Here is a 15621-nt window from a genome sequence, read left to right on the forward strand (position 1 = left end):
TAAAGACCGATAATGATAAATTTGACTCAAAAAAGGATCCTAGCAAAGTTTTGATTGCTTGGATCCTTTTTAATTACTGTTTTCGGCTAGTTATGTCCCAGCCTCAATTTTCAATATGAAGAATTAGCTATTTGAAATAAAGTTTATTTATTATAATTGGGGGTAAACCTCTACTAAATTAGAAATATAATTCCTTCGTTTATTTTATGGGGAATGAATTGATAAATAAAAATAACTATGTTAATATAAATTTACAAATAAATAAATAATTCAGTAATCCTGATGTGTACGTTCATACAAAGTGTATTGACCGAACAACAGATGAAAGGGAGCCTGGAGTTTCCATGCTTCATCCCGTCCACCGGACGAATATATGCAGTATGGAACAGGGCACCCACCTGCTAATAGCGGGATCAAAACTTTACATGGACGGCACGATCGGGATTTGTAATAAAAAAATCACGCAGAGGGTTCTGCGTGTTTTTTTATTGAGCAACTAATTAGAGGGATTCGCTAGTTGCTCCAAGTTTCCATTTTTATCCATCCTAAAACTAGGGGAAGTAAATGAACGCTCATCATTCAATACTGTCATGCGACGAGCGCGATCCATAATTTGAATGAATGTCTGGTAATCTTCCTGCATGGTCTCCAATTGTTTTTCTGTCTGTTTTAATTGTTTTTCCAGACGGGCATTTTCCTCTTTTAGTTGTTGGTTTTCTTTTAAGGTAATCTCCATGTTTGCTTTTGATTGATTAGAAGCGTAATAATCTTGTTTTAAGTTTTTCAAGAATGTTAGAACCATATCAAAAGTTAGCTCACTAGAGTATTCTACCTGGTTACCTGTATTGGTGACAGGCGTGGTTGGTTTATCGAGAGACTTGACATTTTGCCTCGCTTGTTTTCTTTTTAATTCTTTTCGTTGTCTTTTTGCAAGATCAATCGCATTAATATATTTATTACGGACTTCAGCGTTCCAGCGAAAGCCACAAGCGGCAGATGTCCGGTTGAGCTTGTCCCCAACTTCCTCAAAGGCATTAAGCTGTGTACTGCCTTCTCGAATATGACGCAGTACGGTTTCTGCCAATAGTAAATCATCTTCATGGGACCAAGCATCCTGTCTGACTTTAGCCATCTTACCCAACTCCTTTTTCTCGTGGTATAGTAGATTATAAATATATCCATCTGATAATTTTTTCTCATGGAACACGTTCTGCTTCAGTTGGTATTCGATTTGTAATCGCTCTTTCATCCAGACGGCATTTCAGACTAGAAACTTCGCTTTGGAGTTTAGCGGTTACTATGATTACGGATTCCAACATGCTTACTGAACGTTTTTTTCATTATGAGAAAAACTAGATTATCATGTTGATAGTTATTATTACCTCAAGAAAAAGGAATTATACGTTAATCATTTAACTCTCGTAGAATTTTTTCGTAAACTTGCTTCATTGCCGATTCGAATTTACCCGTATCTTTTGGTTGATAATACTTTTTGCTTTTAATTCGATCTGGCAAATATTGTTGAGAGACCCAGCCGCCATCATAATTATGTGGGTATTTATATTCCACCCCTCTACCTAGTTCTTTTGCCCCTTTGTAATGGCTATCTTTTAAATGCAGTGGAATATCACCACTTTTTCCGGATCGTACATCACTAAGTGCAGAATCTAAAGCTTTATAAGCGCTATTGGATTTCGGGGACAAAGCTAGTTCAACAATAGCAACTGCCAGGGGAATTCTAGCTTCTGGAAAACCTAGTCTTTCAGCAGATTGCACAGCTGCAAGAGTCCTTGGACCGGCCTGCGGATTTGCCAATCCGATATCCTCATATGCGATTACTAACATTCTTCTCGCGATACTATCAAGATCACCTGCTTCAATTAATCTAGCTAAATAATGAAGCGAAGCATTAACATCACTGCCTCGAATGGATTTCTGAAAAGCGGAGAGGACATCATAATGGGCATCTCCATCTTTATCATGTGAAAAGCTTTTCTTTTGCATACATTCTTCTGCAGCTTCAAGATTGATCTGGATGATATCGTCATCGTTAGCCGGGGTTGACATGGCTGCAAGCTCAAGACCGTTTAAAGCTGCACGCAAGTCCCCGTTTGAACTGGTTGAGAAATGTTCGAGTGCATCCTCACTCAACTCAATATTCATCTTTCCTAAGCCACGGGTATCATCTTCGATAGCTCTTAGTAATGCTTCTTTAACATGTTTGGGTTCTAGAGAATGCAGTTCAAAGAGGTGACACCTACTGCGGATTGCAGGATTTATAGAGTGATATGGGTTACTAGTTGTACAACCGATAAGAGTAATCAAGTTCGTTTCCAAGTGAGGAAGAAGAAAGTCTTGTTTCGCCTTATCCAAACGATGGACCTCATCAAGAATAAGGACGATTTGTCCACTTAATTTGGCTTCCTCGACAACGATCTCCATATCTTTCTTTTTATGTGTTACCGCATTAAGCAATCTCACTTGCAAACCAGCTGTTTTGGCAATTGCAACCGCCGTTGACGTTTTACCAGTGCCGGGAGGGCCGAATAGTATCATAGAGGCGAGCATATTTGCTTTGACCATCCGGTGAATCAATTTACCTTCACCGACAAGGTGTTCCTGCCCGATAATTTCCGAAATGTGAGTAGGTCTCATACGTAAAGCTAATGGTTGTCGTTTCATTTAAACCGTCCTTTGTCATTATCTAGTTTCATTGCCAGTGACATAACGAATGGATTATAATCCATATGTTATAAAACGGCTGTAAGGTATTTCTATTAGTTATATAATTAAAGCTTAAGCTTGAAATCGCAGAAATGCAAGAGAGATATAATTCATGTTATAATAGCGAATAGTATACAATGAACGATTGGAATTAAACGCTGATTATTGGACAGTAATTTAATTTTCTCGTATAGTGATGACTTATATTGTAAAGAGGTGCAAAGTATGAAAATTACAACTAAAGGAAGATACGGATTAACTATAATGATTGAACTTGCAAAGGAATATGGGGAAGGACCGAAGTCATTGAAGTCCATTGCCCAAGAGAATAATCTATCTGAACATTATTTAGAACAGCTAGCTGCACCTCTTAGGAACGCCGGTCTTATTAAGAGTGTGAGGGGTGCTTACGGAGGCTATAAACTTGCCAAGGAACCAACAGAAATCTCTGCTGGTGACATCATCCGTGTATTGGAAGGACCAATCACACTAGTGGAGGGTATTGAAGAAGAAAAACCTGCCCAACAAGCATTATGGATAAAAATCCGTGATGCCATTCGTGGGGTACTGGATAATACGAGCCTAGAGGACTTAATTCAGGCTGATGATAATGAAACAGAAGAAGCATACATGTTCTATATCTAATGAATAAGGAAAGGAATTCTCCTATGAAAGAGATTTATTTAGACCACGCAGCTACAACGCCAATAGCTGCAGAAGTAGCAAACGAAATGATTACAGTTTACCAAGAAGTCTTTGGTAACCCATCCAGTGTCCATTCTTATGGAAGAAAAGCACGAAAGATGTTAGATGAAGCAAGGAGGCTTGCTGCATCCAGCATCAACGCAAACGAAAAAGAGATTTACTTTACGAGCGGGGGTACAGAAGCGGATAATATCGCTTTAATCGGTACTGCGTTGGCTAACCGTGACAAAGGGAATCATATTATTACAACGGCCCAAGAACATCACGCTGTACTTCATACTGCTGAATATTTGGAATCCATTGGATTTGACGTAACTTATTTATCAGTCAGTGAAACAGGGCGTATTTCATTAGATGAGCTAGAGAAAGCTCTGCGTGAGGATACTATCCTCGTTTCAATCATGTACGTAAATAATGAAACGGGTGTTATTCAACCAATAGAAGAAATAGGAAGTATTTTAAAAGAACATCAAGCCTATTTTCACACAGATGCCGTACAAGCATATGGTTTGTTGGAAATCGATGTAAATGCGCTTCAAGTCGATTTATTGACTACTTCAGCTCATAAGATCAATGGGCCAAAAGGTGTCGGTTTTCTATATGCCCATGAATCCGTTCCAGTTCAAAATTTATCTTTTGGAGGAGAACAGGAGAGAAAACGAAGAGCTGGTACAGAGAATGTTGCTGCGATTGTCGGATTTAGTAAAGCAATAGAGCTTGTCAAGCTAGAGCGTGAAGAAAGAAACAAACAGTACCAACTATATAAAGAATTATTTGTTCAGCAATTAAGAGAAGAAGATATTGAGTTTACATTAAATGGCGAACAAGAGAACACGATCAGTGCGATCGTCAATATAAGCTTTCCAGGGACAAATGTAGAACAGGTGTTAACGAATCTGGACCTTTCTGGAATTGCAGCATCTAGTGGAAGTGCTTGTACAGCCGGTAGCGTTGAACCTTCACACGTTTTGAGTGCGATGTTTGGAGAAAATAATCCATGTACAACAAATTCCATCCGGTTTAGTTTCGGTAGTGCAAATACGAAAGAGAATGTAATCGAAGCAGCGAAACGGATCGCTAAGATTATACGAAGATTAACAAATTAAGGATTGTGATAGAAATGAACGATAATAAAAATATTAGAGTGGTTGTCGGGATGAGTGGTGGTGTCGATTCATCGGTTGCCGCCTTACTTCTAAAAGAACAAGGTTATGATGTTGTCGGTATTTTTATGAAAAACTGGGATGACACTGACGAATTTGGAGTGTGTACGGCGACCGAAGACTTTGATGACGTTGTCCGTGTATGTAATCAATTAGATATCCCTTACTACTCCGTTAACTTTGAAAAAGAATATTGGGATAAAGTATTTACTTATTTTCTAGATGAATATAAAGCAGGCCGTACTCCAAATCCTGACGTTATGTGTAATAAGGAAATTAAATTTAAAGCGTTTCTTGATCATGCAATTTCTTTAGGTGCAGATTACTTGGCCACTGGACATTATGCTCAAGTCAGAAGGGAAGACGGAAGAGTAGAACTTATCCGCGGCGTTGATGAAAATAAGGACCAAACGTATTTCCTTAACCAGCTCTCAAAAGACGTGTTGGATAAAGTCATGTTTCCGTTAGGTCACCTTAATAAACCAGAAGTACGCGAGATTGCTTTGAAGAATAATCTGGCAACTGCTACAAAAAAAGATTCTACAGGGATTTGCTTTATTGGTGAAAGGAATTTCAAAGAATTCCTTAGTGAATATCTTCCAGCACAACCAGGTGAAATGCAGACACTTGCTGGTGAAGTGAAGGGAAGACACGATGGACTCATGTACTATACTATCGGGCAAAGGCAAGGTCTTGGAATCGGTGGAGCTGGGGACCCATGGTTTGTTGTTGGGAAAAATCTAAAAGAAAATGTTCTTTATGTAGAGCAAAGTTATGCGAATGATAAATTATATTCAGATGCATTGACTGCAACGGATGTAAATTGGATCAACCCAGAAGTGGTAAAAGAAAAGTTTACATGCACAGCGAAGTTCAGATATCGTCAAAAAGATAGCAAAGTGACAGTCACTGTATTGGAAGATAATAAAGTCCGTGTAGATTTTGACAAACCGGAGCGTGCGATTACACCAGGACAAGCTGTTGTATTTTATGATGGTGAAGTATGTCTTGGTGGAGCGACTATTGATAAAGTGATCAAGGAAGAACAGCACCTTGAGTATGTAGGTTGAGTTAGGGGTTTATACATGGAGAAAAATAGAGAAGCCATTCGTATGATGCAAGAAAAAAAATACGAAGAAGCAGCAAAATTATTTAATGAAATAATAGAAGAAAATCCGTCCGATCCATTAGGGTATATAAACTTTGGGAACCTATTAGTAGAGCTGCAAGAAAACGAACGTGCAGAGCGCTTTTTTCTAAAAGCAATCGATTTGGATGAAAATGCCGCTACTGCATATTATGGCCTTGGTAATCTGTACTTTGAACAAAATCAATTTGAACATGCTGCAAAATATCTTCAGCATGCTTTGGATAAAGGTCTTGAGGATGCTCATGTTTATTACTTGTTGGGACTATCGTTGCAGAATAAAGAAGAGTTTCGTTTAGCATTGCCATATTTATTACGGGCTACAGAATTACAACCAGGGGAAACAAATTATCTTTTTCAATACGGTTTGTCTCTTGCCCAATGTCAGTTAATTGATGAAGCGAAGAGTGTTTTTACGAAAGTAATCGATTTTGATAAAGAGCATAGTGACGCTTACTATAATTTAGGAGTAATTGCTGTTTTTGAAGAAGATGCAAAACAAGCGTTAGCTTATTTTGATACGGCCCTTCAAAACCAATCTGACCATTATTTGGCTGCTAACGGCAAGAAACAGGTGGAAGAATTTTTAGAAAATCTTTAATGTCCCGCACCTCAACTATAATGAATAGCGGTGCGAGATGTTATGGCGAAGAAGCCAGCATGTAAAATTTTAGCTATAACGAAACGAGAGGTTTTACAAATGGAAGAAAAAAAGCAAAATGAAAAGGGATATATACGAGGAGTCGTTCTTTATACAATTTTTCAAAATCAGTCGGAGAACTTCTCAATCATTAAAGTGAAGATTGAAGATACAAATGAAGAATATGATGAAAAAGAAATTGTTGTTAAAGGTTATTTCTCTGAACTTACGGAAGAAAATTCGTACTATTTCTATGGAACCTTTGAACAACATGCACGATTTGGGATGCAGTATCGTGTCGACTCCTACCAAACTTATATTCCTGATACAAAGGAAGGCCTGATTTCATACCTTTCCAGTGATCTTTTTTATTCCATTGGTGTAAAGACTGCAACAAAGATAGTAGATAAACTTGGCTTAAATGCTATTTCTCATATTTTAGAAGACCCGGAATGCCTGGATGGGATTCCGGGTATTACTAAAAAGACGCGTGACCAATTACATAAAAGTTTAGAAGAGCATCAAGGGTTTGAAAGAATCGCAATCACTCTTTCAAATTATCAGATCGGCTTAAAAATGGCTCAACAAATCTATCAAGAGTATAAAGAAGATGCTATTATCAAACTTGCCGATGATCCTTACCAACTTGTTTTCGATATTGAAGGTTTTGGCTTTCAAACTGCGGATCGAATTGCAAGAATGAACGGGCTCGCAGTCGACCACCCTACTCGTACTGGTGCTGGTTGTGTATTTGTCTTGCAAAGAAGCATGCAAGATGGACATGTGTACTTACCATATGACTATTGTATAAGAGAAGTCATCCAATTATTAGGGTTCCAAATAGAAGAACAAGTAGTGATGGAGCAATTGGATACTTTAAATATAGAAAAGAAAATTATTATACATGATGGGAACGTATACTTGCCTTCCTTGTATTATGCTGAGGATGGTTTTGCGACGAACCTGAATAGGATTATGCAAAGCGAGCTTGAAGATAGAACGACTCTCGCAGAACTGATGAAAATTACAGGTGAAATCGAGGAAGAAGAAGTGCTTAGCTATGGTAAAGAACAATTTCATGCGATTGAAAAATCACTAAGCTCAAGGATTATGATCCTAACCGGTGGGCCCGGTACAGGTAAAACTACTGTAATTAAAGGGATTGTAAAAGCGTATGCAGCTATCCATGATGTATCCCTCGATATCGATGATTATGAGAAGAAAGCTGAGTTTCCTTTTGTTTTGACTGCTCCGACTGGGAGGGCGGCCAAACGTTTAAGTGAATCAACTGGGTTGCCGGCATATACGATTCACCGTTTGCTTGGTTGGAATGGAACAGATGGTTTCGATAAAGATGAACATGAACAATTATCTGGCCGTTTTTTAATTGTTGATGAGTTTTCTATGGTCGACATTTGGCTGGCCAATCATCTATTTAAGGCTATTCCTGATGATATGCAAATATTAATGGTAGGTGATGAAGACCAACTGCCTTCGGTAGGTCCCGGTCAAGTTCTATCTGACCTGCTGGCAAGTGATAAAATACCTGTTGTAAGATTACAAGAGGTTTATCGTCAACAAGAAGGTTCAAAAATAATTGAACTCGCCCATGAAATAAAAAACAATGCTCTAACTCCACAATCATTGAAAAAAGCAAAGGATTTCAGTTTTCTCTCCGTAAATAATAACCAAATTGTAGAGGCAATCACAAAAATCTTTAAACATGCGATGGATAAAGGTATTGATACGAATGATATTCAAGTTCTTGCACCGATTTATAAGACAGAAGCAGGAATCAATCGGATTAATGAAGAATTACAGCAAATGCTCAATCCAAAAACAGATAAGAAAAGGGAAATCCAAGTTTCTGATGTTTCTTACCGTGTAGGCGACCGTGTCATTCAACTAGTTAATCAACCTGAAGATGGTGTGTTTAACGGAGATATTGGAGAGGTTGTAGCGATTTTCTTCGCTAAAGAGAACAAAGAAAAGAAGGATCAAATAGTTATTGCATTCGATGAGAGGGAAGTGGTGTATGAAAGACAAGACTTCCTGAACTTTATGCATGCTTATTGTATCTCCATTCATAAATCACAAGGCAGTGAATTTCCGATTGTCGTATTGCCTGTTATTTCTTCCTATCATCGTATGCTCAGGAAAAATTTATTGTACACAGCAATTACAAGAAGCAAGGAATCTCTCATTATATGTGGAGATAGCTCAGCTTTTATGCGTGGAGTTACCACCATCGATACGAATCAGCGTTATACTTCGTTAATTGAACAGCTTGAAAAAAGAATTGAAATAGAACCTCAAGTAGATTCATCTGAAGAATCAGAAGCACTCGATCCTTATGATTTTATGTAAAATAGGTATAGACCTCTCGAAATACGGTTAGGATAGTGTTATATACTGACCGTGGAGATGATGTAGAATGCACTGTCCTAACTGTCGAGGGAAGAACCTTGGTAAGATAGGCGTTCAATTATACTATTGTTGGACGTGTTATATTGAACTTTCTATTGAAAAAGGGAAGCTTAATATGAATCAAATAGAACCTGATGGCAGCTTAAGTCCATTAAATGACTTATTTCCCGAAGAAGAAAGAACGATATCAGAAGATAGATTGCTATCCTGAATATCGTGATTAAAATAAGTCTCTTGGAGTGTTGCCATTGCTTCACCGGATAGATGGAAAAAAACTAATATATATTTTATTGATTGGTATTTTACTTTTAGTATTTTCTTTTTTGATCTTAATAACTTATCCTTACTTTAAGGAGCTTTTCTCCTTTATATGGCGGCTTCTACTGCCTTTTTTTATTGCTGCTTTTATTGCCTATCTACTTTTTCCGATCATTGCTTTTTTAGATCGGCAGCAAATTCATAAAGGGCTTGCTGTCTTGATTATTTATGTTCTATTTTTTGGAGGTATCGGATTTTTATTTTATCGTGTCTATCCCTTGGTAATTCATCAAATGAAAGATTTGATCGACAACTTCCCGCAATTTATAGAATTGTATGAGGCTTCAATTAACAATCTGTATGATTATACTGCATTTCTCCCTGAGACGGTACACGATAAAATTGATGAACTGCTCCTCAGTTTGGAAAATTCATTGGATATGTTATTGACGAGGCTCGTTGATGGATTTCTGCATATTTTCGATATGATTATTATCATAACTGTAATCCCTGTCCTCGTATTTTATTATATTAAGGATTATCAGTTGATGAAGAATTTCATCAAAAGGTTTATACCGAAAAGACTCCATGCTAGAGTAAAACGAATGGTCTATGCAATTGATGAAGGACTTGGAGGTTATATCAGGGGACAGTTTATCGTAAGTATATTTGTTGTACTGGTCACCTTAATCATATTTAAATGGATTGATGTGCCCTATGCTCTTTTGCTTTCCATTTTACTTGGCTTAACCAATATTATTCCATACTTTGGTCCAATAATTGGTGCCATTCCAGCTGTCATAATTGCGTATGCCTCATCACCAAGCCTTGCAATTTATGTAGTCATCACCATTTTTGCTGTTCAGGTCATTGAAGGCAATCTCTTATCCCCATATATCATGGGGAAGAACATAAAAATCCATCCAATTGCGATTATCTTTGTTCTACTTCTAGGTGGAGAATTGTTTGGTATACTTGGTATGATTCTTGCTGTTCCAGTTCTTGCGATTCTCAAGGTGATCTTTAAGCATTTACCATATTTAATTAGTACCGATTGACAAGAGAAAAATTATTATCTATACTATCGCTAAACACATATTTTAAAATGATGAAAGTGCCGAGTACATGGAGTTCGTGTGACAGAGAGGGATGAAGTGCTGAGAACATCCTCACATGGAAACATGGAATGCTACACTAGAGTACGGCTAATCCCCGTCGGTTTCAAACCGTTAACATGCATAAGTGATGAATAGTAGTCATTCTATTCATAATTAGGGTGGTACCGCGAATAATCTCGTCCCTGCATAGAGCAGAGAGGGGATTTTTTTATTGGTTTGATTAGATGATTACTGAATGTAAATATATAGGAGGATCAAATGATGAAAGAATTAAATTCTGCTGAAGTTAGACAAATGTTTTTAGACTTTTTTAAGGAAAAGGACCATCAAATTGAACCAAGTGCTTCTCTTGTACCAAATGACGATCCGAGTTTATTATGGATCAATAGTGGTGTCGCTACATTAAAGAAATATTTTGATGGGAGAGTCATTCCAGAGAATCCACGAATTGTAAATGCTCAAAAGTCCATCCGAACAAATGATATTGAGAATGTCGGTTACACTGCAAGGCACCATACATTTTTCGAAATGCTAGGTAACTTTTCGATTGGCGATTACTTCAAGGAGGAGGCAATTCATTGGGCATGGGAATTTCTTACAAGTGAGAAATGGCTCGGCTTTGACCCGGAATTATTGTCAATCACCGTGCACCCAGAAGATGATGAGGCTTACGATATCTGGTTGAATCAAATTAAAGTACCTGCAGAAAGAATCATCCGGTTGGAAGAGAACTTTTGGGATATAGGCGAAGGGCCAAGTGGACCAAACTCTGAAATATTTTACGATCGAGGACCTGAATATGGGAATGATCCAAATGATCCTGAACTATACCCAGGTGGAGAAAATGCACGTTATTTAGAAATATGGAACTTGGTCTTCTCCCAGTTCAACCATAATGCTGATGATACGTATACGCCACTCCCTAAGAAAAACATTGATACAGGTATGGGATTGGAACGAGTGATGTCCGTCATTCAAAATGTGCCAACCAACTTTGAAACAGACTTATTCCTGCCTATCATTGAAAAAACAGAAAGCATCGCTAAAGTTAAATATGGGAAAGACGAAAAACAGACTATCGCATTTAAAGTGATTGCAGACCATATTCGGACAGTCAGCTTTGCAATTGGAGATGGTGCACTACCTTCGAACGAAGGACGCGGTTATGTTCTTAGAAGATTAATTAGAAGAGCTATTCGATTTTCCAAGGAAATAGGATTAGATAAACCATTTTTATATGAGTTAGTAGATATTGTTGGAGATATAATGAAGGAATACTATCCACAAGTGTCGAATCAAAAAGATTATATAGCCAAAGTTATTCGTTTAGAGGAAGAGCGATTCCATGAAACGTTAAATGATGGATTGGATATTCTTACAACTATTATCGAGAGGGAAAAGTCAGCAGGCAACAAAGTTTTTCCTGGAGAAGCAGTATTTAAATTATATGATACGTACGGTTTTCCAAAAGAGCTTACTGCTGAATACGTAGAAGAACACGGCTTTACGATTGATGAAGAAGGCTTTGAGAAAGAGATGGAGAAGCAGAGGGAACGTGCAAGAAGTGCTAGACAGAAAGTTGATTCAATGCAGGTCCAAAACACAGCATTGAGCGAACTTGATGTAGAAGGTGAGTTTATTGGTTACGATACGTTGGAAACGAACGCTACAATAACGGCAATTGTAAAAGATGATTCTGAAGCAGAGATTGCAAAAGAAAATGATGAGGTTCTGCTCTTTTTATCAGAAACGCCATTTTATGCAGAGAGTGGTGGACAGATTGCCGATAAGGGATGGATTTACACAGAAAGTGCATCAGCTTACGTTGAAGATGTACAAAAATCCCCTCAAGGTCTTCATATCCATCGAGTGACGGTTAAAAGTGGTGAGTTGCAAAAAGCTGAGCAAGTGCGTGCTATTGTAGAGAATGATTTTCGTAATGCAATTATAAAAAATCACACTGCAACCCATTTATTGCATCAAGCGTTAAAAGATGTCCTTGGTAAACATGTGAATCAAGCAGGTTCATTAGTTACTCCAGATCGTCTTCGTTTCGATTTCACCCACTTCGCTGCGGTTACCAAAGAAGAGTTTGAACAAATCGAAAAGATTGTAAACGAAAAAATCTGGCAGTCCATCAATCTTGTTATTGATTATAAAAAAATCGATGAAGCAAAAGAGATGGGAGCAATGGCTTTATTTGGTGAAAAATACGGTGATATTGTTCGCGTAGTGCAGATCGGTGATTACAGTATCGAACTTTGTGGTGGCTGTCATGTTAGGAATACTTCTGAAATCGGACTGTTCAAACTTGTTTCAGAAGGTGGAATTGGAGCTGGAACGAGAAGGATTGAAGCTGTAACAAGTAAAAATGCTTATGAATTTTTAAACGAGAAGATGAATGTGCTCAGACAAGTTACCGACCTTGTAAAAGCCAATGATGATGCTCAATTACCTGAAAAAGTACAGCATTTACAGCACGAAATTAAGGTTCTGCAAAAAGAAAACGAATCACTTAGTTCGAAACTAGCAAATGTTGAAGCCTCTGCCATATTAGAGCAGGTAGAAGATATTGGTGGCATTCCAGTACTGGCACAGCATGTGAATGTGAAGGATATGAATCAGCTTAGGAATATGGTGGATGATTTGAAACAGAAACTTGGTTCTGTTGTTATACTTCTTGCAACAGAAAATAATGAGAAAGTCCAATTGGCTGCAGGAATATCCAAGGATCTTGTCGAAAAAGGATTGCATGCAGGAAAATTAATTAAGGAAGCTGCTGCCGTTTGCGGTGGCGGAGGTGGTGGACGCCCAGATATGGCTCAAGCTGGAGGAAGTGATCCATCGAAAATTCTTGAAGCACTTAACACTGCTAAAGATCATGTGAATGGTGTAATAAACCAGTAAGTAATTTGTAACAATGCATTGAAAAGGTTATAATGATTTTATGATAGAGTTGAGTGCTTCCTTAAAAATTGGAATGAGGTGTCACAATGAGTTCAATTGACAAGACGATGAAGTTTAATTTTTCAGAGGAGCCGTATGATCACGATATAAAAACCATTCTTTTTACCGTACATGAAGCTTTACAGGAAAAAGGTTACAATCCAATTAATCAGATTGTAGGTTATTTATTGTCAGGTGACCCTGCGTATATCCCAAGACATAAAGATGCACGAAATTTAATACGTAAGGTTGAACGTGATGAGGTTATTGAGGAATTAGTAAAATACTATTTAAAAGGAAATCAGAATAACTAAATGAAAATATTAGGGCTTGATGTAGGAACAAAAACAATAGGTGTAGCTGTCAGCGATGCATTAGGATGGACAGCCCAAGGAATTACAACAATATATTGGCAAGAAGATGATATTCAGTCTGCAGATGCTGAACTGAAAAAAATCATAGAAGAACACGAAGTAGGAAAAGCTATTATTGGCTTGCCAAAGAATATGAATGGGACCATCGGCGAACGTGGAGAGGCTTCAATGAGATTTGCCGAGCATTTTGAAGAGACATTTCAAATACCTGTAGTATTATGGGATGAAAGATTATCCACCATTGCTGCAGAAAGAGTACTGCTTGAAGCGGATTTAAGCAGGAAAAAAAGGAAAAAAGTAATTGATAAGATGGCTGCTGTAATGATCTTACAGGGTTATCTGAATCAAAAATAATAGGGGTGACCTCATGGCATTAGAAGAAAAAGAAAGAATCATTATTCCCGATGATAATGGGGATGAACATTTATTTGAAGTATTATTTACGTTCGAAGTAGACGAGACGAATGCTTCCTATATTGCAGTTATACCTGTCGAACAGGCAGAGGATGAAGAAGTGGAAGTTTATGCATTCCGCTATGAAGAAAAGGATAACGATGATGAGGACCTCTCTTTATTCCCAATAGAATCTGATGAGGAATGGGAAATGGTAGAGGAAATGTTAGAAACATTAGCAGACGAAGCCGATGAAGAAAAGTAAATGACAGTTGTGGCTATAAGACCTCCCATTTGATGTATCGAATGAAATCGGGATAGTAAAAGGGAAATCTAACGTTGAATCGTGTTTCCACAAGGTAATATTCCAAGAGATACAGATTCACTTTATGAAAAGCTGATGTCTTATGTAGACATCAGCTTTTCCCTGTAACTATCAGCATCTTTATTATTAGTATTGCTGGTTCCGGTCCAGTCACACGTCGCTCAAGTGCGTATTTGCTCTATTGCAATACGCGTTATTATACTTTATTATTTTCCGAGATATAGTATAATATATCGAATAAGAGGGAGAGAAGTGCATGAGCAAAGGAAAATTCAAAAAGCTATTTAAAGAAAACCGGAATGCTCGGGGAGAAGAAGCACACACGGTTCGTAAAATAGTCTTTATCATCCTCATCGTATTTATATTATTATTTGCAATTGGTGGAGTAGCCGGATATTCATACGTCAAATCCGCTTTGGAACCAGTTGATGAGAATAGTGAGGAAAAAATTGATGTTGAGATTCCTATAGGTTCTTCTACCTCAACGATTGCAGGGATATTGGAAGAAAATGGAATTATTAAAAACGATCTTATATTTCGTTTCTACATAAAATTTAAAAATGAATCTGATTTTCAGGCAGGAAATTATACATTCAGTCCCTCTATGACAATCGATGAGATTATCGAGTCTTTAAAAAGCGGGAAGTTAGTATTGGAGTCAACTCAACGAGTAACGATACCGGAAGGGTTAACCGTAGAGCAAATTGCTGAAATCTATAGTAACCATTTTTCATTTACTAGTGAAGAATTCCTCGAAAAGGTAAATGATGAGGAGTACATTAAGCAGCTGATTGATGAGTATCCACTTCTGTTGACAGAAGAAATTTTGCATGAAGATGTAAAAACTCCATTGGAGGGTTACCTTTACGCTATTACTTACGACTTTTATGAGGAAAATCCGTCCATTGAATCTATTGTTGAGATGATGCTTGAACAGACTCAAAGTGTGATGGCACCATATTTTGAACAAATAGATGAAGCTGGGATGACGATTCACGAGGCAATCACATTCGCTTCCATTATAGAGAAGGAAACAGGTAAACTTGATCAGCGTAATGAAATATCTGGTGTATTTCATAATCGTCTAGATGTAGATATGCCTTTACAAACCGACCCGACGGTAATCTATGCAAAAGGTGAACATACAGAACGTGTATTATATGAGGATTTGGAGATTGAATCACCATACAATACATACAAAGTCAAGGGACTTCCGGTCGGGCCGATAAGTAATTTCGCTGAGAGTTCTTTAGAAGCTGTATTAAATCCTGTCGAGAGTGATTATTTGTATTTTCTACATGACCGACAAGGTAACATTCATTTTGCAGAAACACTAGAGGAGCATAATCAGAATAAAGCCGAGCATTTGGGTGACGACGAGTAGAAATGTGGATGATTGAT

At 37.7% G+C, this 15621-nt stretch carries 14 protein-coding genes, 1 other RNA gene and 1 other annotated feature; of the genes, 13 read left to right on the forward strand and 2 right to left on the reverse strand.

All coding sequences use genetic code 11. The features are described from left to right. The first annotated feature begins 273 nt into the window (after nt 1–273). A non-coding RNA gene (ssrS, locus tag ACFSBH_RS19610) (6S RNA) lies at nt 274–449 on the forward strand. A gap of 47 nt (nt 450–496) precedes the next feature. Here ssrS and ACFSBH_RS19615 read toward each other — a convergent pair. Beyond that, nucleotides 497–1132 carry an RsfA family transcriptional regulator gene (locus ACFSBH_RS19615; protein ID WP_251509954.1) on the reverse strand — a complete coding sequence of 212 codons (636 nt, stop codon included), beginning with the start codon at nt 1130–1132 and terminating at the stop codon, nt 497–499. A 272-nt stretch (nt 1133–1404) separates the two neighbouring features. Then, nucleotides 1405–2682 carry a replication-associated recombination protein A gene (locus ACFSBH_RS19620; protein WP_379599365.1) on the reverse strand — a complete coding sequence of 426 codons (1278 nt, stop codon included), beginning with the start codon at nt 2680–2682 and terminating at the stop codon, nt 1405–1407. A gap of 267 nt (nt 2683–2949) precedes the next feature. Here ACFSBH_RS19620 and cymR point away from each other — a divergent pair, with 267 nt between their 5' ends. The 12 genes from cymR to mltG all read left to right on the forward strand — a co-directional run bounded on the left by cymR (nt 2950) and on the right by mltG (nt 15604). Further along, a complete protein-coding gene (gene cymR / locus ACFSBH_RS19625) occupies nt 2950–3369 on the forward strand; it encodes a cysteine metabolism transcriptional regulator CymR (RefSeq protein ID WP_251509960.1) in 420 nt (139 codons plus the stop codon). A gap of 23 nt (nt 3370–3392) precedes the next feature. After that, a complete protein-coding gene (locus ACFSBH_RS19630) occupies nt 3393–4535 on the forward strand; it encodes a cysteine desulfurase family protein (RefSeq protein ID WP_251509962.1) in 1143 nt (380 codons plus the stop codon). 14 nt (nt 4536–4549) lie between these two features. Further along, nucleotides 4550–5662, forward strand: coding sequence for a tRNA 2-thiouridine(34) synthase MnmA (gene mnmA / locus ACFSBH_RS19635; protein WP_379599368.1), 1113 nt, complete (start codon nt 4550–4552; stop codon nt 5660–5662). A 15-nt stretch (nt 5663–5677) separates the two neighbouring features. Next, complete coding sequence (locus ACFSBH_RS19640; RefSeq protein ID WP_379599370.1) at nt 5678–6340, forward strand: tetratricopeptide repeat protein; 663 nt, start codon at nt 5678–5680, stop codon at nt 6338–6340. 42 nt (nt 6341–6382) lie between these two features. Further along, entirely contained in the window at nt 6383–8746 is a 2364-nt protein-coding gene (gene recD2, locus ACFSBH_RS19645) for an SF1B family DNA helicase RecD2 (RefSeq protein WP_379599372.1), read from the forward strand. 67 nt (nt 8747–8813) lie between these two features. Beyond that, nucleotides 8814–9017 carry a hypothetical protein gene (locus tag ACFSBH_RS19650; protein WP_379599374.1) on the forward strand — a complete coding sequence of 68 codons (204 nt, stop codon included), beginning with the start codon at nt 8814–8816 and terminating at the stop codon, nt 9015–9017. A gap of 37 nt (nt 9018–9054) precedes the next feature. Beyond that, nucleotides 9055–10122, forward strand: coding sequence for an AI-2E family transporter (locus ACFSBH_RS19655; protein WP_379599376.1), 1068 nt, complete (start codon nt 9055–9057; stop codon nt 10120–10122). A 41-nt stretch (nt 10123–10163) separates the two neighbouring features. Continuing rightward, nucleotides 10164–10369 (forward strand) — a binding site (T-box leader). Between the two features lie 74 nt (nt 10370–10443). Next, nucleotides 10444–13089, forward strand: coding sequence for an alanine--tRNA ligase (gene alaS / locus ACFSBH_RS19660; protein ID WP_379599378.1), 2646 nt, complete (start codon nt 10444–10446; stop codon nt 13087–13089). An 86-nt stretch (nt 13090–13175) separates the two neighbouring features. After that, nucleotides 13176–13442 (forward strand): IreB family regulatory phosphoprotein, encoded by a 267-nt coding sequence (locus tag ACFSBH_RS19665; RefSeq protein ID WP_251509973.1) that lies wholly within the window; start codon nt 13176–13178, stop codon nt 13440–13442. After that, nucleotides 13443–13856, forward strand: coding sequence for a Holliday junction resolvase RuvX (gene ruvX, locus ACFSBH_RS19670; RefSeq protein WP_251509977.1), 414 nt, complete (start codon nt 13443–13445; stop codon nt 13854–13856). It abuts the gene before it with no gap. A gap of 13 nt (nt 13857–13869) precedes the next feature. Next, nucleotides 13870–14160, forward strand: coding sequence for a DUF1292 domain-containing protein (locus tag ACFSBH_RS19675; RefSeq protein ID WP_251509979.1), 291 nt, complete (start codon nt 13870–13872; stop codon nt 14158–14160). A gap of 316 nt (nt 14161–14476) precedes the next feature. Continuing rightward, nucleotides 14477–15604 carry an endolytic transglycosylase MltG gene (gene mltG / locus ACFSBH_RS19680; protein ID WP_251509981.1) on the forward strand — a complete coding sequence of 376 codons (1128 nt, stop codon included), beginning with the start codon at nt 14477–14479 and terminating at the stop codon, nt 15602–15604. The last annotated feature ends 17 nt before the right edge of the window (nt 15605–15621 follow it).

The organism is Oceanobacillus luteolus (genome assembly GCF_042678205.1).
Taxonomy (GTDB): Bacteria; Bacillota; Bacilli; order Bacillales; family Amphibacillaceae; genus Oceanobacillus; species Oceanobacillus luteolus.